At 73.4% G+C, this 17,263-nt stretch carries 19 protein-coding genes and 1 pseudogene; 11 read left to right on the top strand and 9 right to left on the bottom strand.

Going from position 1 to position 17,263, the window contains the following annotated elements; all coding sequences use genetic code 11:
* Both M446_RS08315 and fabI read right to left on the bottom strand, forming a co-directional pair.
* Positions 1-1,206, bottom strand: a complete 1,206-nt coding sequence (locus M446_RS08315) for a pyrophosphate--fructose-6-phosphate 1-phosphotransferase (RefSeq protein ID WP_012331660.1) — start codon at positions 1,204-1,206, stop codon at positions 1-3.
* Positions 1,207-1,379: 173 nt separating this feature from the next.
* Complete coding sequence (gene fabI, locus M446_RS08310) at positions 1,380-2,240, bottom strand: enoyl-ACP reductase FabI (protein ID WP_012331659.1); 861 nt, start codon at positions 2,238-2,240, stop codon at positions 1,380-1,382.
* Positions 2,241-2,573: 333 nt separating this feature from the next.
* On the opposite strand from fabI, the gene M446_RS08305 reads away from it, so the two are divergent.
* The gene (locus M446_RS08305; RefSeq protein ID WP_012331658.1) at positions 2,574-2,837 is read left to right on the top strand and encodes a hypothetical protein; all 264 of its coding nucleotides are present in this window, start codon (positions 2,574-2,576) and stop codon (positions 2,835-2,837) included.
* A gap of 47 nt (positions 2,838-2,884) precedes the next feature.
* On the opposite strand, the gene M446_RS08300 is transcribed toward M446_RS08305, so the two are convergent.
* Positions 2,885-3,118 carry a hypothetical protein gene (locus M446_RS08300; protein ID WP_012331657.1) on the bottom strand — a complete coding sequence of 78 codons (234 nt, stop codon included), beginning with the start codon at positions 3,116-3,118 and terminating at the stop codon, positions 2,885-2,887.
* 406 nt (positions 3,119-3,524) lie between these two features.
* Between M446_RS08300 and M446_RS08295 the strand changes: the two genes are divergently transcribed.
* Together M446_RS08295 and M446_RS08290 are read left to right on the top strand one after the other, a co-directional pair.
* Positions 3,525-3,788 (top strand): hypothetical protein, encoded by a 264-nt coding sequence (locus tag M446_RS08295; RefSeq protein ID WP_012331656.1) that lies wholly within the window; start codon positions 3,525-3,527, stop codon positions 3,786-3,788.
* Between the two features lie 10 nt (positions 3,789-3,798).
* A complete protein-coding gene (locus M446_RS08290; RefSeq protein WP_012331655.1) occupies positions 3,799-4,269 on the top strand; it encodes a YbaK/EbsC family protein in 471 nt (156 codons plus the stop codon).
* Positions 4,270-4,302: 33 nt separating this feature from the next.
* On the opposite strand, the gene M446_RS08285 is transcribed toward M446_RS08290, so the two are convergent.
* A complete protein-coding gene (locus M446_RS08285; RefSeq protein WP_012331654.1) occupies positions 4,303-5,136 on the bottom strand; it encodes a YgfZ/GcvT domain-containing protein in 834 nt (277 codons plus the stop codon).
* Between the two features lie 107 nt (positions 5,137-5,243).
* Here M446_RS08285 and M446_RS08280 point away from each other — a divergent pair, with 107 nt between their 5' ends.
* Both M446_RS08280 and M446_RS08275 read left to right on the top strand, forming a co-directional pair.
* The gene (locus M446_RS08280) at positions 5,244-6,584 is read left to right on the top strand and encodes a dihydroorotase (RefSeq protein WP_012331653.1); all 1,341 of its coding nucleotides are present in this window, start codon (positions 5,244-5,246) and stop codon (positions 6,582-6,584) included.
* Between the two features lie 136 nt (positions 6,585-6,720).
* The gene (locus M446_RS08275; RefSeq protein WP_012331652.1) at positions 6,721-7,002 is read left to right on the top strand and encodes a hypothetical protein; all 282 of its coding nucleotides are present in this window, start codon (positions 6,721-6,723) and stop codon (positions 7,000-7,002) included.
* Between the two features lie 202 nt (positions 7,003-7,204).
* Here the strand turns inward: M446_RS08275 and M446_RS08270 are convergent, their stop codons facing one another.
* A complete protein-coding gene (locus M446_RS08270) occupies positions 7,205-8,266 on the bottom strand; it encodes an AI-2E family transporter (RefSeq protein WP_012331651.1) in 1,062 nt (353 codons plus the stop codon).
* Between the two features lie 103 nt (positions 8,267-8,369).
* Positions 8,370-8,825, bottom strand: a complete 456-nt coding sequence (locus tag M446_RS08265; RefSeq protein WP_012331650.1) for a molybdenum cofactor biosynthesis protein MoaE — start codon at positions 8,823-8,825, stop codon at positions 8,370-8,372.
* 225 nt (positions 8,826-9,050) lie between these two features.
* On the opposite strand from M446_RS08265, the gene M446_RS08260 reads away from it, so the two are divergent.
* Entirely contained in the window at positions 9,051-10,073 is a 1,023-nt protein-coding gene (locus M446_RS08260; protein ID WP_043700990.1) for a gamma carbonic anhydrase family protein, read from the top strand.
* Between the two features lie 139 nt (positions 10,074-10,212).
* Here M446_RS08260 and modA read toward each other — a convergent pair.
* Positions 10,213-11,002 (bottom strand): annotated as a pseudogene (gene modA, locus M446_RS08255) (molybdate ABC transporter substrate-binding protein).
* A gap of 275 nt (positions 11,003-11,277) precedes the next feature.
* Positions 11,278-11,454 (bottom strand): hypothetical protein, encoded by a 177-nt coding sequence (locus tag M446_RS38070; RefSeq protein ID WP_018261993.1) that lies wholly within the window; start codon positions 11,452-11,454, stop codon positions 11,278-11,280.
* Positions 11,455-11,664: 210 nt separating this feature from the next.
* Between M446_RS38070 and M446_RS08245 the strand changes: the two genes are divergently transcribed.
* A complete protein-coding gene (locus tag M446_RS08245; RefSeq protein ID WP_012331647.1) occupies positions 11,665-12,594 on the top strand; it encodes a 50S ribosomal protein L11 methyltransferase in 930 nt (309 codons plus the stop codon).
* Between the two features lie 186 nt (positions 12,595-12,780).
* Here M446_RS08245 and M446_RS08240 read toward each other — a convergent pair whose 3' ends face one another.
* Complete coding sequence (locus M446_RS08240; RefSeq protein WP_012331646.1) at positions 12,781-13,656, bottom strand: helix-turn-helix domain-containing GNAT family N-acetyltransferase; 876 nt, start codon at positions 13,654-13,656, stop codon at positions 12,781-12,783.
* Positions 13,657-13,913: 257 nt separating this feature from the next.
* Between M446_RS08240 and M446_RS08235 the strand changes: the two genes are divergently transcribed.
* From M446_RS08235 to M446_RS08220, 4 genes are all read left to right on the top strand, one after another.
* Positions 13,914-14,585: an amino acid ABC transporter permease gene (locus M446_RS08235; protein WP_012331645.1), complete on the top strand. Its 672-nt coding sequence runs from the start codon at positions 13,914-13,916 to the stop codon at positions 14,583-14,585.
* A 9-nt stretch (positions 14,586-14,594) separates the two neighbouring features.
* Positions 14,595-15,245, top strand: a complete 651-nt coding sequence (locus M446_RS08230; RefSeq protein WP_012331644.1) for an amino acid ABC transporter permease — start codon at positions 14,595-14,597, stop codon at positions 15,243-15,245.
* 28 nt (positions 15,246-15,273) lie between these two features.
* Complete coding sequence (locus tag M446_RS08225) at positions 15,274-16,095, top strand: transporter substrate-binding domain-containing protein (RefSeq protein ID WP_012331643.1); 822 nt, start codon at positions 15,274-15,276, stop codon at positions 16,093-16,095.
* Positions 16,096-16,169: 74 nt separating this feature from the next.
* Positions 16,170-16,973: an amino acid ABC transporter ATP-binding protein gene (locus M446_RS08220; RefSeq protein ID WP_012331642.1), complete on the top strand. Its 804-nt coding sequence runs from the start codon at positions 16,170-16,172 to the stop codon at positions 16,971-16,973.
* The last annotated feature ends 290 nt before the right edge of the window (positions 16,974-17,263 follow it).

Genomic DNA, 17,263 nt, shown 5'->3' with positions numbered 1-17,263 from the left:
TCAGCCGCGCGGCTGGCCGATCGCGGCGAGGAGGTCGGTGAACCAGGGGGTGGCCGGGTCGAAGGCCTTGCCCCCCCGGATGCGCGGGAACTCGATCGCCCGCAGGCGCCCCTCGTGCTCCTCGTCGTGGCCGATCACCCCGGACACGCCCGCGAGCGCGCTCTCGACCGCGAGGTCGACCATGCCCTGGATCAGGTTGAGGTCGTCGGCGTTGGGCGCGGCCGAGCGGGCGAAGTGGCCGGATTTCTGGACCAGCGTCTTCTCGACCCCGAGGCGGGGGCCGAAGCGATCGGCGAACCACTGGCCGACATTCACCGTGTCGATCTTGACGTGCCCGAAGGCGTCGCGGCCGAGGACCTCGCCGCGCCCCTCGATCTCGGCCACGATCGCGTCGAGGCAGGCGCCCTCGCTGACGAAGAGCGTCGCGCAATCCTTCCGGGCGAGGCGCGCGCGCAGGCGCTCCGCCTCGGCGTCGAGGTCGATCGGCGTCTCGGGCAGGTAGACCGCGTCGATGTCCTTGTGGGCGGGGTCGAGGTTGAAGTCCGGCAGGAAGGTCTGGCGCGCGAGGCGCGCCCGATAGGCCCGGGCGGTGGCGGCGGCGAGCCAGCCGCAATTGCGGCCCATCACCTCGTGGACGAGGAGCATGCGCGGGTTGGCGCTCTGCTCGTTGACGACGTTCTCGAAGAAGACCGCGCCCTGCTCGGCGGCCGTCCAGGCGCCGAGGGACTGGCGGATCGGCACCACGTCGTTGTCGATGGTCTTGGGCAGCCCGACCACCGTGAGCCGGTAGCCGTTCCGCTGCAGGTAGGCGGCGAGGTCGGCCGCGGTGGTGTTGGTGTCGTCGCCGCCGATCGTGTGCAGGATGGTGACGCCGTCGCGGGCGAGCCGCTCGGCCGCCGCCTTGAGCGGGTCCTCGCCCTCGCGCACGAGGCCGCGCTTCACGCAATCCTTGACGTTGGTGAGCTTGACGCGGCTGTTGCCGAGGGGCGAGCCGCCGTGGCGCAGCAGCGTGCGGGCCCGGTCCCGCACGGCGGGCGTGACCTCCAGCACCTCACCCTTGAGGAGGCCGTAATAGCCGCTGCGGTAGCCGATGATCTCGATCTCGGGGGCGAGGTCGGTGTAGCGGGCGATCAGCCCGCCGACCGCCGCCGAGAGGCAGGGCGCGAGTCCCCCCGCGGTGAGCATGGCGACCTTGGGAACGGTCATGGCGCGGCTCCGCGTCGGGTGCCGCCGGAGCAGGATCGCGCGGGGCCATCCTGCTCGGCGACCTCGTTGCGCATCATTCCCGCCGACCGCTGGCCGCGTCGGCGCGTGATGCCCAGGGCCGCGATACTGGCCTCAGGGGCGGCGCGCGCCAAGCCCCGAAAGCACCGCCCGCGTCACTCCTTGCTCATGTCCGGGGCCTCGGGATTCTTCATCCCGACGACGTGGTAGCCCGCATCGACGTGCAGGATCTCGCCGGTCATGCCGCGGGACATGTCGGAGACGAGGTAGGCGGCGGTCTCGCCGACCTCGTCGATCGTCACGGTCCGGCGCAGGGGCGCGTTGTACTCGTTCCACTTCAGGATGTAGCGGAAGTCGCCGATCCCGGAGGCGGCCAGCGTCTTGATCGGCCCGGCCGAGATCGCGTTCACGCGGATCTTCGAGGGGCCGAGATCGGCCGCGAGGTAGCGCACCGAGGCTTCGAGCGCCGCCTTGGCGACGCCCATCACGTTGTAGTGGGGCATCCACTTCTCGGCGCCGTAATAGGTCAGGGTCAGGAGCGAGCCGCCCTGCGGCATCAGCTTCTCGGCCCGCTGCGCGATCGCCGTGAACGAGTAGCAGGAGATCAGGAGCGACTTGGAGAAGTTCGCCTCGCTGGTGTCGACGTAGCGGCCGGTCAGCTCGTCCTTGTCCGAGAAGGCGATGCAGTGCACGACGAAGTCGAGGCTGCCGCCGAAGTGGCGGCCGGCAGCGTCGAAGACCGCGTCGATCGAGCCCGGATCGGTGACGTCGCAATGGCCGACCACCGCCGCGTCGAGTTCCTTGGCGAGCGGCTCGACCCGCTTCTTGAGCGCCTCGCCCTGGTACGTGAAGGCGAGGTCCGCCCCGTGCAGCCGGGCGCTGCGCGCGATGCCCCAGGCGATCGAGCGGTTGTTCGCCACCCCGAGCACGAGGCCCCGCTTGCCGGCGAGCAGCCCGGCCTTCGGGCTCGCGGCCTGCTCGTCATCCTGGACCTCAGCCCGGTTCGAATCCGCCATGGTTCACCAACGCCTGCTGCCGCGGGACGGCCCGCGGGGCCGTGAAGCGCGAGGCCGAAGCCTTCGCTCGGCATCCTTAGCCGACGCCCGCGGGCGACGGAAGTCCGTGCGACGGCCCGGCCTCAGTCCGGCCGGGGGCGGCGACCGGCCCGGCCTCGGTCCGGCCGGGGACGGCGGCCGCCCGGCGCCCCTGCGTCGGAAGGCGGATTGCCCCGATCGCCCGCGCAGGCTACGCAGGTGTTAATAAAGGATTGATGACGGCAAGAGCGGGCACCGGGCGTGTCCGCCGGCGTTGTCCCTCAACAAGAGCAAACCAGTGGAGGAACGCGCGTCATGAGCGGGTATTGGTTCTGCGAGACGCCGCAGGGCGAGTTCCGAATTGCCCTGACCCGCTGGGCCGGGCGCGACCGCGTCGTGCTGTTCTACGAGCGCGAGCCGCTCGGCTGCTACGACAGCGCGGAACTCGCCCTCGACCGGCTGATCCACGGCGAGACCTACACGCCGTCCTGCGGGCTCGACCTGCGCCACCTCCCCCTGCCGACCACGCTGTCGGACTGGGTCTTCGCCGCCGACGCGAAGACCTGCGCGAAGACCTGACGGGCGCCGCACCGGGCCGCGCTCCGGCCCGGCACCGGCGTGGCGCCTCAGCGGCCCGAGCGCACCAGCCGGGTGATGGCGAGCGGCGGCCGGCCGGACTTCTCCGCGATCTCGCGGTCCTGCTCCTCGATGACCTGCTTGGCCGGCGCGTCGCCGTCGAGGCCGTTCAGGACGGAGCGGGGCACGCGGCGGTTGGAGCGTCGCGAGCCGTCCTCGTAATAGACGTCGAACAGGACGTAACCGGTATCCTGCGGTTTCGGCTTCTGCTTGGAACGCAACATGGACGGGTCTCTCGTGCTGTGCCGCGCGGGCCGCACCGAGGCGGGACCGCGAGCGGTCCCGGACGCACCGCGTCCGGTCTGGGCGATGTGGAACGGTCAGGCCTGCCGCGGCCTCGACGCGCCGGGCGGCGCGGGGCGACGGGCCGGCGCGCGGGGCGGTGACCTTCTACATGGCGCGCCGCAGCCCGGAATTCCAGCCGCCGCGCGGCGTGCCAGGGTTGCGCGGGCCTCGCCCCTCCCGGCCCGCCCTGTCGCCCGGACGCCACAGCTGTGTCGCGCCCGCGCCGATGCGCGGCTTTGCGCCGCGCGCGTTAACCCATTCGCAATTCCTCGCTGGCCCGGGCCCCGGCCCGCTCCTATGACTCGAGGACCCCGAGGCCGCACCGAATCGCTGAATCGCCCGCCGATGCCGAATTTCGAGACCTTCCTTCCCCCGGAGCCCTCCGACCAGGAGGACAAGCGCACCGCCCTGACCTACGTGTCGCAGGCGTTCGCCGAGGGCTGCCTCGATGGAATCGACGGGGATTGCATGGCCCAGGCCGCGCTCTTCGCCGCCTTCCAGGAGCTGGTGCAGACCTACGGCGAGGAGGCGACCGCCCGCTTCGCCGAGGGCTTCCCCGAGCGCATCCGCAACGGCGCCTACACGGTCAATCCCCCTCGCCACCATTGAGGCGGCAGCGATGAGCCTCGACTCCGTGCGGGCGTTCCTCGCCGCGCGCGCGCCCGACCTCGCGGTCATCGAGACGCGCGCGAGCTCCGCCACGGTGGCGCTCGCGGCCGACGCGCACGGCGTCGCGCCCGGGCAGATCGCCAAGACCCTGTCGCTGCGGGTGGGCGAGCGCGTCCTGCTGGTCGTGACCCGGGGCGATGCCCGGCTCGACAACCGCAAGATGAAGGACGCCTTCGGCGGGCGGGCGCGCATGCTCGACGCCGAGGAGACCGAGCGGGTGACGAGCCACCCGGTCGGCGGCGTCTGCCCCTTCGGCCTGCCGGCGCCGCTGCCGGTCTATTGCGACGTGTCGCTGCGCGCCTTCGCGGAGGTGATCCCGGCCGGCGGCTCCACCCACAGCTCCGTGCGGCTGCCGCCGGAGCGGATGGCCGACCTCGTCGGCGCCGCCTGGGTGGATGTGTGCCAGCCCGTGGAGGGGTGAGGCGCGCGGCGGCGCCCCGCACCGGCCGGCGCCCTACCCCGCCCCCGGAACCTCGAAACTGGCGAAGGCCGGCCGCTCGACCCGCAGTGCCAGCCCGCCCGCCTCGATCGCCTCGCCGGCCGCGACGGCGTCGGCGAGCCGGTCGAGGCGCAGGAGCGCGAGGCCCCGCGCGCCCGCGGCGCCGCCGGTCTGGCCGAGGGCCCGCGCCCCCGCCGTGACGGCCGTGCCGGGCGCCGCCGCCCGGGCGCCCGCATAGGCCACCGGGACGACCCGGGTCCGGGCCGTGCCGCGATGCTGCATGCGCGACACCACCTCCTGGCCGACGTAGCAGCCCTTGCGGAAATCGACGCCGCCGAGCTGGTCCATCAGCGCCTCGTGCGGGAAAGCGTCGCCGAGGGCGAAGTCGGCGCCCCCCTCCGGCACGCCGAGCCCGATCCGGTGGGCGGCGTAATCCTCCGCGGTCGCGTCCGGGGCCGGGCCCTCGCCCTCCCCGGCATGGCGCCGCCAGCCGAGGGCGGGCAGGCGCCCGTCGCGCAGCCACGCGCCCGCCGGCGGCCCGCCCCAGACCGCCAGGACCCGCAGCGGCGCCTCCGCGAAGGCGACCTTGGCCCGCAGCCGATACAGGGTCAGGCGCCGGGTGAGGTCCGGCAGCAGCGCCCGCGCGACGTCGAGGGCGAAACCCTCCGCCGCGCGGCTGATCAGGAAGTCGATCAGGACCTTGCCCTGGGGGGTGAGCAGCGCCCCCAGCCGCGCCTCGCCCGGCGGCAGGGTCTCGACGTTGCAGGTCACGAGCCCCTGGAGGAATCCCGGCGCATCGTCGCCGGCCACGCTCAGCACGGCGCGGTCCGGCAGGAGGGCGATCGGCATCGGCAGGCGGTCCTTCTGGTCCGGGGCCCCGCTTGAACCTCCGGCGAGGCTGACATAAGCCGCCTCGGGGCCGCCCTCAATCGGCCTTGAGCCCGGAGACGGCCGCGATGACCCAGAGCTTCGACCTGATCCTGCGCGGCGGCACGCTCGTCAACCACGACGGCGTCGGGCCGGGCGATCTCGGCATCCGGGCCGGGCGGGTCGCGGCCATCGGCGACCTCGCCACCGCGGCGGCCGGCGAGGTCCGGGACTGCACCGGCCTGCATCTCCTGCCGGGGGTGATCGACAGCCAGGTGCATTTCCGCGAGCCCGGGCTCGACCACAAGGAGGATCTGGAGACCGGCTCGCGCGCCGCCGTGATGGGAGGCGTCACGACGGTGTTCGAGATGCCCAACACCAATCCCCAGACGACCGGCCCGGAGGCGCTCGCCGACAAGCTCCGCCGCGCCCATCACCGCATGCACTGCGACTTCGCCTTCTGGGTCGGGGGCACGCACGAGAACGCCGCCGAGGTGGCGGAGCTGGAGCGGCTGCCGGGAGCGGCGGGGATCAAGGTCTTCATCGGCTCCTCGACGGGCTCGCTCCTGGTCGAGGACGATGCGGGGATCACCGAGATCCTGAAGCGCATCCGCCGCCGCGCCGCCTTCCACGCCGAGGACGAGGCGATGCTGCGCGCCCGCAAGGGCCTGCGCGTGCCGGGCGACCCGTCCTCGCACCCGGTCTGGCGCTCGCCCGAGGCGGCGCTCACGGCGACGCAGCGCCTGGTGCGGATCGCCCGGGAGACCGGCGCGCGGATCCACATCCTGCACATCTCCACCGCCGAGGAGATGCGCTTCCTCGCCGCGCACAAGGACGTGGCGACCGTGGAGGTGACGCCCCACCACCTCACCCTGGACGGCGCGGAGGCCTATCCGCGCCTCGGCACGCTGGTGCAGATGAACCCGCCGGTGCGCGACGCCGCCCATCGCGACGGGATCTGGTGGGGTCTCTCCCAGGGCGTCGCGGACGTGCTCGGCTCCGACCACGCCCCCCACACCCTGGAGGAGAAGGCCAAGCCCTACCCGGATTCCCCCTCCGGCATGACCGGGGTGCAGACGCTGGTGCCGATCATGCTCGACCACGTGGCGGCGGGGCGCCTGAGCCTCGCGCGCTTCGTCGACCTGACGAGCGCGGGGCCGCAGCGCGCCTTCGGGCTCGCCCGCAAGGGCCGCCTCGCGGTCGGCTACGACGCGGACGTCACGGTGGTGGACCTGAAGCGCCGCGAGACGATCCGCAACGCCTGGATCGCCAGCCGCTGCGGCTGGACGCCCTACGACGGCACGACGGTCACGGGCTGGCCGGTCGGCACGCTGGTGCGCGGCGCGACCGTGATGTGGGAGGGCAGCCTGGTGACGCCCGCCTCCGGCGAGGCGGCCCGGTTCGAGGAGGCTTTTCCGGCGCGCGCCTGAGGGGCCCGCGCCGGGAATGGACACGCAAGTCGATCGACCGGCCGCTGTCCTGCGCTGAGCCGTGGCGCGGCGCACGCTCATCACCAAGTCTTTAGGCTCGTCCGATTAAGACTGATGGCGAGAGGATGGTCGCAGGATGAGCCAGATCGAGGTCGAGGACGGGGTGCGCTTGAGCTTCCCGGGGCGCTGCGCCGAGTTCGGCGAGGGCGTGACCATCGGCCTCGTCGTCGCCCGCCTCGCCGCGGGCGCGACCGCCTTCACGCAGCGGGTGTCCCCCGAGACCCTGGTCCAGGTGCGGGACGTGGCCGCGCAGTTCGGCTACCGCGCCCGGGTGATCGAGGAATCGGCGCAGGGCTGCGACGTCGTCTTCGTCAGACCCTCGGGGCGGCCGGTGCTGCGCCTCGTCGGCGGCCCCTGACACATAGGCATCCGGTTGATTGCTTCGCAAAGCGGATGTCGGCTTCGCTCAGGCGCCGCGCGGGCTTGGCATACGCCGTCCGGTTGATGGCTTCGCCATCTCGCATTTCGGCCATGCGGCTGTCGGCGTCGCTCAGGCGCCGCGCTCAGGCGCCGCGCAGGCTCGTGGTCCGGGATCCAGCTTCGATCAGGCGGATCCCGGATCACGCCTCGATCTCGGGCCGGTAGAGCCGGTCGAGCAGCACCTTGGCCACCGCCATCAGCGGCAGGGCGAGGGCGATGCCCCACAGCCCGAGCAGCACGCCGAGCAGGATCTGCCCGGCGAAGATCGTCGCGGGCGGGATGTCGAGGGCGCGCTTCTGGATGAAGGGCGTGAGCACGTAGCTCTCCAGCGCCTGGACCAGCAGGTAGATGGCGAGGCCGCCGAGCGCCCCCTTCAGGCCCTGGGCGAGCCCGGCCAGCACGATCACCAGCCCGGCCACGAGCGCGCCGACCGTCGGGATGAAGCAGAGCAGCCCCGCCTGGAGGCCGAGGATCAGCGCCCCGTCGAGGCCGAGCAGGGACAGGCCGAGCCAGACGCAGACGAAGATCGCCGCCATGATCGCGAGCTGGCCGAAGAGCCAGTGCCGCAGCGTCTCCCCGGTCGCGTCCAAAATCTCGGCGGCGCGGGAGCGGTGGCGGCGGGGGACGAAGCGCAGCAGCCCTTCCCGGTAGGCGGCCGGCTGGGCCGCCAGGAACAGCCCGAGGGCCACCACCACGAACAGGTTGCCGATCGCTCCGAAGACCCGCACGGCGATCATCGAGGCCTGCCCCAGCATCCGGCCCGCCTCCGACAGGAGGGCGCTCGGATTCGGCAGGGCGCCGCGGGCGGCACCCTCCTTCGCGGCCCCCTCCCCGCCCGCGAGGTCGAGGTCGCGCGTATCGATGCCGCGCGTCCTGAGCCAGCCGCGGACCGTCTCGGTCTGCTGCTTCAGGGTCTGGCCGAGCGTGTCCGCCTGGGCCGCCACCGTCGCGCCCCCGAACCCGGCGAGGCCGAGGACGAGGCCGGCGAGGAGCACGCTCACGAGCGCGAGGCGCGCGCCGTGGCCGAGCGGCAGGACCTGGCCGAGGAGGCGCGCCAGCCCGTCCAGGAAGACGCCGAACAGGATGCCGGCGAAGATCAGCAGCAGCGTGTCCGCCGCCTGCCACGTCAGCCCGAGCCCGGCCGCGAACAGCACGACCCCGATCCCCGCGAGCAGCCGCGGCCGCACCCCCGCCTCCGTCATGAACCGATCCTCTCCGGGCACCGCGCAGGGGGCGCTCACTGCGCGGCAAGATAGGCCGGCCGGCCGCGATGTCCCGCCGGGGAGGACCGCCCGCCGGACCCCGCTACCAGCGCCCGGCCGCCGCCTCGTCCTGCGCCGTGGCCTCGACCCAGCCCCCCATTGTCCCGTCGCGCAGGTGCTCGCGCTTCCAGAACGGCGCCCGGGTCTTGAGGTAGTCCATCAGGAAACTCGCCGCCGCGAAGGCCGCCTCGCGGTGTGCCGAGGCCGTCAGCACCAGGACGATGCCCTCCCCCGGCCGGATCCGCCCGTGGCGGTGGATCACCGTCACCCCGTCGAGCGGCCAGCGCCGGGCGGCCTCGTCGAGCACCCGCCCGACCTCCTCCTCCGCCATGCCCGGATAATGCTCCAGTTCGAGGGCGGCGAGGCGCCCGCCCTCGTCCCGGCACAGGCCCGTGAAGCTGACGACCGCCCCCGCCCGGCCGTCCGTCGCGGCGGACAGGGCGGCGATCTCGGCCGCGACGTCGAAGGGGTCGGACTGGATGCTCAGGCGCGGGATCATGCGGGCTCCCCAAGCCGAGCTGCGCCGGGCAACTCTGCTTCGCTCTTGTTCTTGCATCATTTTCGCTGACGCGGTGCTTCGGTTCGCCGGCGAACCGGCGACCCCTTCGGCGCATGATGCTTAGCACGGCCCGCCCGGCGGCGCGATCGGGGCTGGCCCCGCACCGGGCCGCGGTGCATGAAGCGCGGGGCCCCGTGCGGGGCCGGCCCCGACGCGAGAGACCCCGTGCGCCCCGACCTGCTGCTTCCCTACGACGGCACCGAGCCGGCCTTCGCCTCCCCGCCGGCCCGCTGCGGGCGGCGCAGCACGGTGATCGGCCGCACCAGCCTCGGCGCCGGGGCGTGGCTCGGCGACGCCGCGGTGATCCGCGGCGACGGCCACGACGTCATCGCGGGCGACGGCCTCTGGCTCGGGCCGCGGGCGACGCTCCACATCGCCCAGGACAAGTACCCCTGCATCCTGGGCGACCGGGTCACGGTCGGGCGCAACGCCGTCGTGCATGCCTGCACGGTCGGGGACGATTGCGTGGTCGAGGACGATTGCGTCGTGCTCGACGGCTCCGTGGTCGAGGACGGGGTGGTGATCGAGGCCGGCAGCACCGTCTATCCCCGCTCGACCCTCGCGGCGGGCCTGCTCTACGCGGGCTCGCCCGCCGCGCCCCTGCGCCGGCTCGCCGCGGGCGAGGCCGCCGCCCGGGCCGCGCGCCTGCGCGCCGGCCCCGCGGCGGCCGTGCCGGCGGCGGCCCCGGGCCATCCCGCGCCCGCCGTGTTCGTCGCCCTGAGCGCGCGCCTCGCCGGGCCGGTCGACCTCGCCCCGGGGGCCAGCATCTTCTTCGGCTGCGACCTCGACGCGGCGGCCGGGCCGATCGCGGTCGGCCCGAACGCGAACGTGCAGGACAACAGCGTCCTGCGCCCCCTCGGGGCCGGGCTGGTGATCGAGCGGGACACCACCCTCGGCCACAACGTGGTGGCGGCGGACGGGCGGATCGGCCCGCGCAGCCTCGTCGGCATCGGGGCCGTCCTCGCCCCCGGCACCGTCGTGGACGAGGACGTGCTGGTCGCGGCCGGAACCGTCACCGCGGCGGGCCAAGTGCTGGAATCCGGCTGGCTCTGGGGCGGGCGCCCGGCGCGCCGCCTCGCGCCGCTCGATGCGGGCAAGCGCGAGATGATGCGCCGCATCGTCGAGCAATATGCCGGCTATGGCCGCCGCTACCGCAAGGCCCAGATCGCACTTTCACCGGAGGCCTGATCGCAACGGCCCGGGACGCGTCGGGCCGTCGACCGTCCCGAATGCTCGGCACCACGCCAAGGGCTTGGTGAGAAGAATGGCTCGGCGCACATTCGAGAACCGAACCAACGGTCACGAGACGTGACCGCTGGTATGGGGGTCAGGAGCGGCCGGCCGGCGAGGCCAGCAGCGTGAAGCCCTGCCGCTCGAAGGCGGCCCGCGCCTCGGGCCCGCGCAGGTCCGCGAGCAGCGCGGGCGCGTCCGGGTGGGTGGAGGCCGCGACCTGCGCGAGCGGGTAGACGATGGGCGGGTGGCTGTCGGCCGGGAAGGTCGCCACCACCCGCACCCCCGCATCCGCCACCGCGTCGGTGGCGTAGACGATCCCCGAGCGGCGCCTCGCCCCGCGAGACGAGGAGGAGCGCGGCGCGCACGCTCTCGGCCTGGGCCACCCGGTCCTTCACGCCCTCCCAGGCGCCCAGATGGGTGAGCGCCGCCTTGCCGTACTTGCCGGCCGGCACCGCCTCGACATGGCCCATCGCCAGCCGCCCTGAGCCGAGCGCGGCCCGCAGGTCGAGGCCGGGCGCCAGCGCGACGGAGACGGTCGAGTCCCGGGGGGCGACGAGGACGAGGCTGTTGCCGAGGAGTTCGACCCGCGTCCCCGGCCGGATCAGGTTCCGGGCGGCCACGTAACCCATCCAGTCGAGATCCGCCGTGAAGAACAGGTCGGCGGGCGCCCCCGCCTCGATCTGCTTGGCGAGCGTGTTCGAGGCGGCGTAGGAGGCGCGGACGGCCTTGCCGGTGCGGCGCGACCAGGATTGCAGCGCCTCGTCGAGGGCGTTCTTCAGGCTCGCCGCCGCGAAGACCAGCACGGGCGGACCCTCGGCCCGCGCGCCCCGCGCGAGGCCGAGCCCCGCCAGCCCCAGGATGACGCCCCGCCGAGTGAGCCGCATGGATCCCGTCCGTCGCTGATGCGGCCTCACCATAGGTCACCTGCGGGCTTCGGCCAAGCGCCACTTCGGCCAAGCGCCACTTCGGCCAAGCGCCACTTCGGCCAAGCGCCACTTCGGCCAAGCGCCACTTCGGCCAAGCGCCACTTCGGCCAAGCGCCACTTCGGCCAAGCGCCACTTCGGCCAAGCGCCACTTCGGCCAAGCGCCACTTCGGCCATGCGCCACTTCGGCTGCGGCTTCGGCCAAGCGCGGACGCGGACGACCCTGCCGGCCGCCTCAGGAGGAGCCGGCGGCCGGGTCCGTCCTGCTTGCGGAGGCGAGCTCGGCCCGGTGCAGGCGGCTGAGCAGCACGAGCAGGTGCCCTGGCAGCGCGGTCTCCTCGCCGGTGAGCGGCGGGCGCGGGCGCTCGCGGCGCTCGGCCCGGCGGATCGTCCGGGGGGGAGGGGATGACACGGGGTCCTCGAAGCGACGAAGGGGATCACGAACTCGCACGCGCATCGCGATGTCCTTCCGGGCCCGGCTTCTGCGGCCGGCGCGGCAAGAACGCGGCGTTCCTGCCGCGGTTCCCGCCATTTGTGCCGGCGCGGCGTGACGGCGCGGTGACGCCGCGCACGCGACCGGCGGCCGGTGGCGGGGCGGCGCCCCGGGTGGTAGATCCCGCGCATGCTCGAAGGCCTCCCGCCCCACCGCCCGACCCACGTGCTGCGCCTCGACACCAGCGAGCGCGGCGCGCGCGCCATGACCGACCTCCTCGGGGAGGTCTTCGACCCGACCGAGACCGCGGTCGCGGCCTTCGAGGCGGAGGACGGCGTCACGTGGCGCCTCGAAGCCTATTTCTCGGAGGAGCCGGACGAGGAGGCGGTGCGCGAGCTGATCCGGCCGCTGGTCGGGGACGCGGCCGACCGGGCGGTCTTCGCGGCGATCGACCAGCAGGATTGGGTGCGGGCCTCCCTGGAGGGGCTCAAGCCCGTGCGGGCCGGCCGGGTGCTGGTGCACGGCGCGCACGACCGCGCGCGGGTGCACCCGAACGACGCGGCGATCGAGATCGAGGCGGCGCTCGCCTTCGGCACCGGCCATCACGGCACGACGTTGGGCTGCCTGCTCGCCCTGGTCGACCGGCTCCGGCACGGCCGGCCGCGCCGCATCCTCGATGTGGGCACCGGGACGGGCATCCTCGCCCTCGCGGCGGCGCGCCTGCTGCGCGCCCGCGTGGTGGCGGGCGACCTCGACCCGGAGGCGGTCGCGACGGCCCGCAGCAACGCGGCCCTGAACGGGCTCACGCCCTTCCTCACCCTCTACGAGGGGCCGGGCGTGCGCGACGCGAGGGCGAACCGGCCGCGCCGCTTCGACCTTGTCTTCGCCAACATCCTGGCGCGGCCGCTCACCCGCCTCGCCCCCTCCCTGACCCGGGTGGTGGCGCCCGGGGGCACCCTGGTCCTCTCGGGCCTGATCGCGCGCGACGTTCCGGGCGTGCTCGCGGCCTACGCGGCCCAGGGCTTCCGGCTGCGCCGCCGGCGGATGATCGAGGGCTGGGCCACCCTGGAATTGCGGCGCGGCGGCGCCGCGCCCCGGCCCCGCGCGGGCCGGCGCTGACCCGCGCGGCCGAGCAATCCCGCCGCAGCTGCCCGCCGCCCTCGGTTCATCCGCTGTCCGGCCGATCACGTCCGGACAGCGTCTGATTAGCCCGCGCGGCGCTTGAGCGAAGCCAAAATGCCAAGCCCGCGCGGCGCGTGAGCGACGCCGCCATCCGCATGGCGAAGCACTCCGTCGGATGTCGGATCACAAGCTCTTCTCGAAGAAGTGATCGGGATAGGGGTCGTCGTTGAACCGCCCGATCTCGACCCAGCCGGTCCCGCGGTAGAGCGCCAGCGCCTCCGGCAGCGCGCTGTGGGTGTCGAGGCGCAGGGTGCGGATCGAGAGGTCGCGGGCGGCCTCCTCGGCTGCCGCCATGAGGCGCCGGCCGAGGCCGAGGCCGCGGGCGGCCGGCGACACCCAGAGCCGCTTGATCTCCGCCAGCGCGCCCCCGCTCCCCTTCAGGCCGACGCAGCCGAGGGGCAGCCCGTCCGACAGCGCGACCAGGAAGGCGCCGCGCGGGCGGGTCATGTCCTGCGCGTCCGGATCGCGCGAGAGCGCCACGTCGAAGCCCCGCGCGAAGCGGCGGGCGAGTTCGGCGTAGTAGGCCTCCAGGCAGCGGCGCGCCGCCGCGCCGCGCGGGTCGGCCTCCTCGATGCGGATCCGGTCGCGGCCGAGGACCGAGGCGATGAGGTCCATGGCGGCGAGCAGCGGCTCCGGATCGGGCGCGCGCCCGAGGATGGCGGCGGCCTGCGCGTCGGAGAGCGCCTCGTAGGCCTCGAACTCGCGGCGGCCCGCCCGCGTCAGGGCGACGACCCGGCGGCGCGCATCGGCCGGGTGGGGCGAGGTGGAGACCAGCCCCTCCTCCTCCAGGCCGCGCAGCAGCCGGCTCATCAGGCCGGAATCGAGCCGCAGATCCTCCCGCAGGCCGCCGAGATCGGTCTGCCCGTGCCCGATCGCGTTGAGCACCCGGGCGGCGCCGAGGGGCCGGCCCCGCCCGAGGAACGAATCGTCGAGCGCCCCCACCTCGGCGGTCACCGCCCGGCTGAAGCGGCGCAAGCGGGCGATGGCGTCGGTCGTCATGATATCTGACTTTAGTCAGATATCCCGCGGCGTCAACGGTTGGCGGGGGACGGGCGCGATTCCCGGCGGATGCGCGATTGCCGATCGCACCGGTTTGCGCCAAGTCGCTTAGGCCGGAAGGAGGCCCGGGCCCAGCACCGCCCGGGCACCGGCACGGAGGAGGCGGGCATGCGGACGGACAGGTCCCCGGATGGAGGGCGCCCCGGCGCGGCGGCGCGCCGCGCCCGGGTCTCGCGACGCCCGGCCGCCCGGCCCGCATGAGCTACGAATTCGAGTTCGGCGAGGTCTTCGCCTCCTGGCCGGAGCTCGCCTGGGGCGCCCTCCACACCCTCGTCCTGTCGGGGCTCGCGATGGTGATCGGCATGGCGGTGGCGGTGCTCGGGGCACTCGGCCGCACCTCCGGGCCGGCCTGGCTGAGCGGGCTGATCGGCGCCTACATCGAGGTCATCCGCAACACGCCGTTCCTGATCCAGATCTTCGTGATCTTCTTCGGCCTGCCCTCGCTCGGCCTGCGGCTCGACCCGGACAGCGCCGCGCTCCTCGCCCTCGTGGTCAATGTCGGGGCCTACGGCATCGAGATCATCCGGGCCGGGATCGAGAGCATCGACCACGGCCAGATCGAGGCCGGCCGCACGCTCGGCCTGCGGCCGCTGCAGATCTTCCGCTACGTGGTGCTGAAGCCGGCCATCCAGGCGATCTACCCGTCGCTGACCAGCCAGTTCATCCTCCTGATGCTGAATTCGAGCGTCTGCTCGGCGATCGCCGCGAGCGAGCTGACCGCGGCGGCGGGCGACATCCAGTCCCGCAACTTCCGCAGCTTCGAGGTCTACCTCGTGGTGACGGGGATCTATTTCGCGCTCTCGGTGGTGCTGTGGGGCCTGTTCGCCGGGATCGAGCGGGCCTTCCTGCGCAAGCCGAGCGCGCGGTAGGAGGCGCCGATGCGGAGCCTGAGCCAAGGCGACATCCTGTTCATCCTGGCGGCCCTGCGCTGGACGCTGGCGCTCTCCCTGATCGCCTTCCTGGGCGGGGCGCTCGGCGGGGCGGCGGTGGCGCTCGCCCGCACGGGCGAGATCCGCGCGCTGCGCGCCCTCGCCTTCGCCTACATCAAGCTCTTCCAGGGCACGCCGCTCCTGATGCAGCTCTTCCTGGCCTTCTTCGTGCCGGGGATCTTCGGGCTCTCGATCGATCCCTGGGGCGCGGCGGCGCTCGGCCTGTCGCTGCACGCCAGCGCCTTCCTGGGCGAGATCTGGCGCGGCGCCATCGAGACGGTGCCGCGCGGCCAGTGGCAGGCCGCCACCGCGCTCGGCCTCGGCTACTGGAACCGGACCGCCCTGGTGATCGTGCCGCAGGCGGTCCGCATCGCGGTGGCCCCGACCATCGGCTTCCTGGTGCAGCTGATCAAGGCGACCTCGCTCGCCTCGATCATCGGCTTCGTGGAGATCACCCGCGCCGCCCAGGTCATCAACAACGCCACCTTCCGGCCCTTCACGCTCTTCGGCCTGGTGGCGCTCGTCTATTTCGTGATCTGCTGGCCCCTCTCGGCCTATAGCCGGCGGATCGAGCGGAAGCTCGCGGTGGCGAGCCGCTGAGGCGCGCCACCCCCACAGGAGGAAGCCCATGACCGCATCCCATCGGCCGAGCCGCCGCGCCGCCCTCGCGCTCGCCGCCGGCCTCGCCCTCGCGCTGGCGCCGGGGCTCCGCCCGGCGGAGGCGGCGACGCCCGACGAGATCAAGGCGCGCGGCAAGCTCGTGGTCGGGGTCCTCACCGACTACCCCCCCTTCGGCGGCACCGATGCCGACCAGAAGCCGGCGGGCTACGACGTCGACGTGGCGCGGCTCTTCGCCAAGTCGCTCGGGGTGGAGCTCGACCTCGTGCCGGTGACGGGGCCGAACCGCATCCCCTACCTCCTCACCAACAAGGTCGACATGCTGATCGCGACCTTCGGCATCACGGCCGAGCGGTCGAAGCAGGTGCTGTTCTCCAACCCCTACAGCACGCTCAGCACCTACGTGCTCGGGCCGAAATCGCTGGCGGTGTCGAAGCCGGAGGACCTCAAGGGCGTGACGATCGGGGTCGCCCGGGCCAGCACCCAGGACACCGCGGTCTCGGCCGTCGCCCCGCCCGGCACCCGCATCATGCGCTTCGACGACGACGCCACCACCACGCAGGCGATCATCTCCGGGCAGGTGCAGTCGATCGGCGCCAGCAACACCGTGCTGGCCCAGCTGACCAAGGATTACGCGAGCCTCGGCATCGAGCCGAAGTTCAACCTGCGCGAGCAGGCGAACGGCATGGCCTTCCGCAAGGCCGATACGGCCCTGCGCGACCGCGCTAACGCCTTCATCGCGGAGATCGCCGGCAACGGCGAATTGTCGGCGATCAACCAGCGCTGGTTCGGGCGCCCGCTCGGCACCCTGCCGCCGATGCCGCAATTCTGAGGCCGCCGCCGGCCTCCTCCCGGCGCGGGGTCCCGCTCGCCCGGGATCCCGCCCCTCCCTCGAAGTCCCGGCCCATGACGCAGAGCGATCCGACCGCCCCCCAGCCGCACGCCCTCGGCGAGGTCGTCATCACGATGCGCGGCGTCGACAAATGGTACGGCGCCGTGCAGGTGCTGCGCGGCATCGACCTGACGGTGCGCCGGGCCGAGCGGATCGTGATCTGCGGCCCCTCGGGCTCGGGCAAATCGACCCTGATCCGCTGCCTCAACCAGCTCGAAGCGCATCAGGCGGGCGAGATCACCGTGGACGGGGTGCGGCTCGGCCCGAACCTGCCGGGCCTCGACGTCGTGCGCCGCGAGATCGGCATGGTCTTCCAGCGCTTCAACCTGTTTCCCCACCTCACGGCCCTGGAGAATTGCACGCTCGCGCCCATGAAGGTGCGGGGCCTGGGGCGCGCCGAGGCCGAGGCCCTCGCCCGCACCTACCTGGCGCGGGTCCACATCCCCGATCAGGCGGACAAGTACCCGATCCATCTCTCGGGCGGGCAGCAGCAGCGGGTGGCGATCGCGCGCTCGCTCTGCATGAACCCGAAGATCATGCTGTTCGACGAGCCGACCTCCGCCCTCGACCCCGAGATGGTCAACGAGGTGCTGGACGTGATGGTCGAGCTCGCGGAGAGCGGCATGACCATGCTGGTGGTGACGCACGAGATGGGCTTCGCCCGCCGGGTCGCCGACCGGGTCGTGTTCATGGACCAGGGCGAGATCGTCGAGCAGGCCCCGCCGGAGGCGTTCTTCCTGCGCCCGCAGAACCCGCGCACGCAGCGCTTCCTGAGCCAGATCCTGCACCCGGCCGGGGGGACGGCGGCGCCCGCCTAAGCATCATTCGCCGCAATGGTCACCGGTTCGGCGGCAAAAGTGATGCGAGAAGGAGTCTGAGCAGAATTGCACCATGCACTTCTGCTCAGGGTCGAAATCCGATCAGCATGACGATGCGGGGGGCCGCTTGCGACCCTGGGCGGCCCGTCGCAGCCCGTGTCGGGACTGTCCGATCGCGAGGGTTTTCCAGGCGCTTGGTTTCGTGAACAATTTCCCGGGATCCGCCGTGCGGGGCTCTCACGCGAACGGCCAAGCTGTTGCCGGGGCGACCCGCGCCATTGCTTCTGACG

This window comes from Methylobacterium sp. 4-46, from assembly GCF_000019365.1.
Classification (GTDB): Bacteria; Pseudomonadota; Alphaproteobacteria; order Rhizobiales; family Beijerinckiaceae; genus Methylobacterium.
This window is presented reverse-complemented; position numbering and strand designations above follow the sequence as displayed.

Coding starts and splice junctions, on each gene's coding strand:
- M446_RS08285 (WP_012331654.1), bottom strand. CDS start 5,136: ATGCCGATCGCCCTCCTGCCGGACCGCGCCGTGCTGAGCGTGGCCGGC.
- M446_RS08300 (WP_012331657.1), bottom strand. CDS start 3,118: ATGTTGCGTTCCAAGCAGAAGCCGAAACCGCAGGATACCGGTTACGTC.
- M446_RS08280 (WP_012331653.1), top strand. CDS start 5,244: ATGACCCAGAGCTTCGACCTGATCCTGCGCGGCGGCACGCTCGTCAAC.
- M446_RS08265 (WP_012331650.1), bottom strand. CDS start 8,825: ATGATCCCGCGCCTGAGCATCCAGTCCGACCCCTTCGACGTCGCGGCC.
- M446_RS08270 (WP_012331651.1), bottom strand. CDS start 8,266: ATGACGGAGGCGGGGGTGCGGCCGCGGCTGCTCGCGGGGATCGGGGTC.
- fabI (WP_012331659.1), bottom strand. CDS start 2,240: ATGGCGGATTCGAACCGGGCTGAGGTCCAGGATGACGAGCAGGCCGCG.
- M446_RS08290 (WP_012331655.1), top strand. CDS start 3,799: ATGAGCCTCGACTCCGTGCGGGCGTTCCTCGCCGCGCGCGCGCCCGAC.
- M446_RS08275 (WP_012331652.1), top strand. CDS start 6,721: ATGAGCCAGATCGAGGTCGAGGACGGGGTGCGCTTGAGCTTCCCGGGG.
- M446_RS08245 (WP_012331647.1), top strand. CDS start 11,665: ATGCTCGAAGGCCTCCCGCCCCACCGCCCGACCCACGTGCTGCGCCTC.
- M446_RS08235 (WP_012331645.1), top strand. CDS start 13,914: ATGAGCTACGAATTCGAGTTCGGCGAGGTCTTCGCCTCCTGGCCGGAG.
- M446_RS08295 (WP_012331656.1), top strand. CDS start 3,525: ATGCCGAATTTCGAGACCTTCCTTCCCCCGGAGCCCTCCGACCAGGAG.
- M446_RS08305 (WP_012331658.1), top strand. CDS start 2,574: ATGAGCGGGTATTGGTTCTGCGAGACGCCGCAGGGCGAGTTCCGAATT.
- M446_RS08230 (WP_012331644.1), top strand. CDS start 14,595: ATGCGGAGCCTGAGCCAAGGCGACATCCTGTTCATCCTGGCGGCCCTG.
- M446_RS08220 (WP_012331642.1), top strand. CDS start 16,170: ATGACGCAGAGCGATCCGACCGCCCCCCAGCCGCACGCCCTCGGCGAG.
- M446_RS08225 (WP_012331643.1), top strand. CDS start 15,274: ATGACCGCATCCCATCGGCCGAGCCGCCGCGCCGCCCTCGCGCTCGCC.
- M446_RS08240 (WP_012331646.1), bottom strand. CDS start 13,656: ATGACGACCGACGCCATCGCCCGCTTGCGCCGCTTCAGCCGGGCGGTG.
- M446_RS08315 (WP_012331660.1), bottom strand. CDS start 1,206: ATGACCGTTCCCAAGGTCGCCATGCTCACCGCGGGGGGACTCGCGCCC.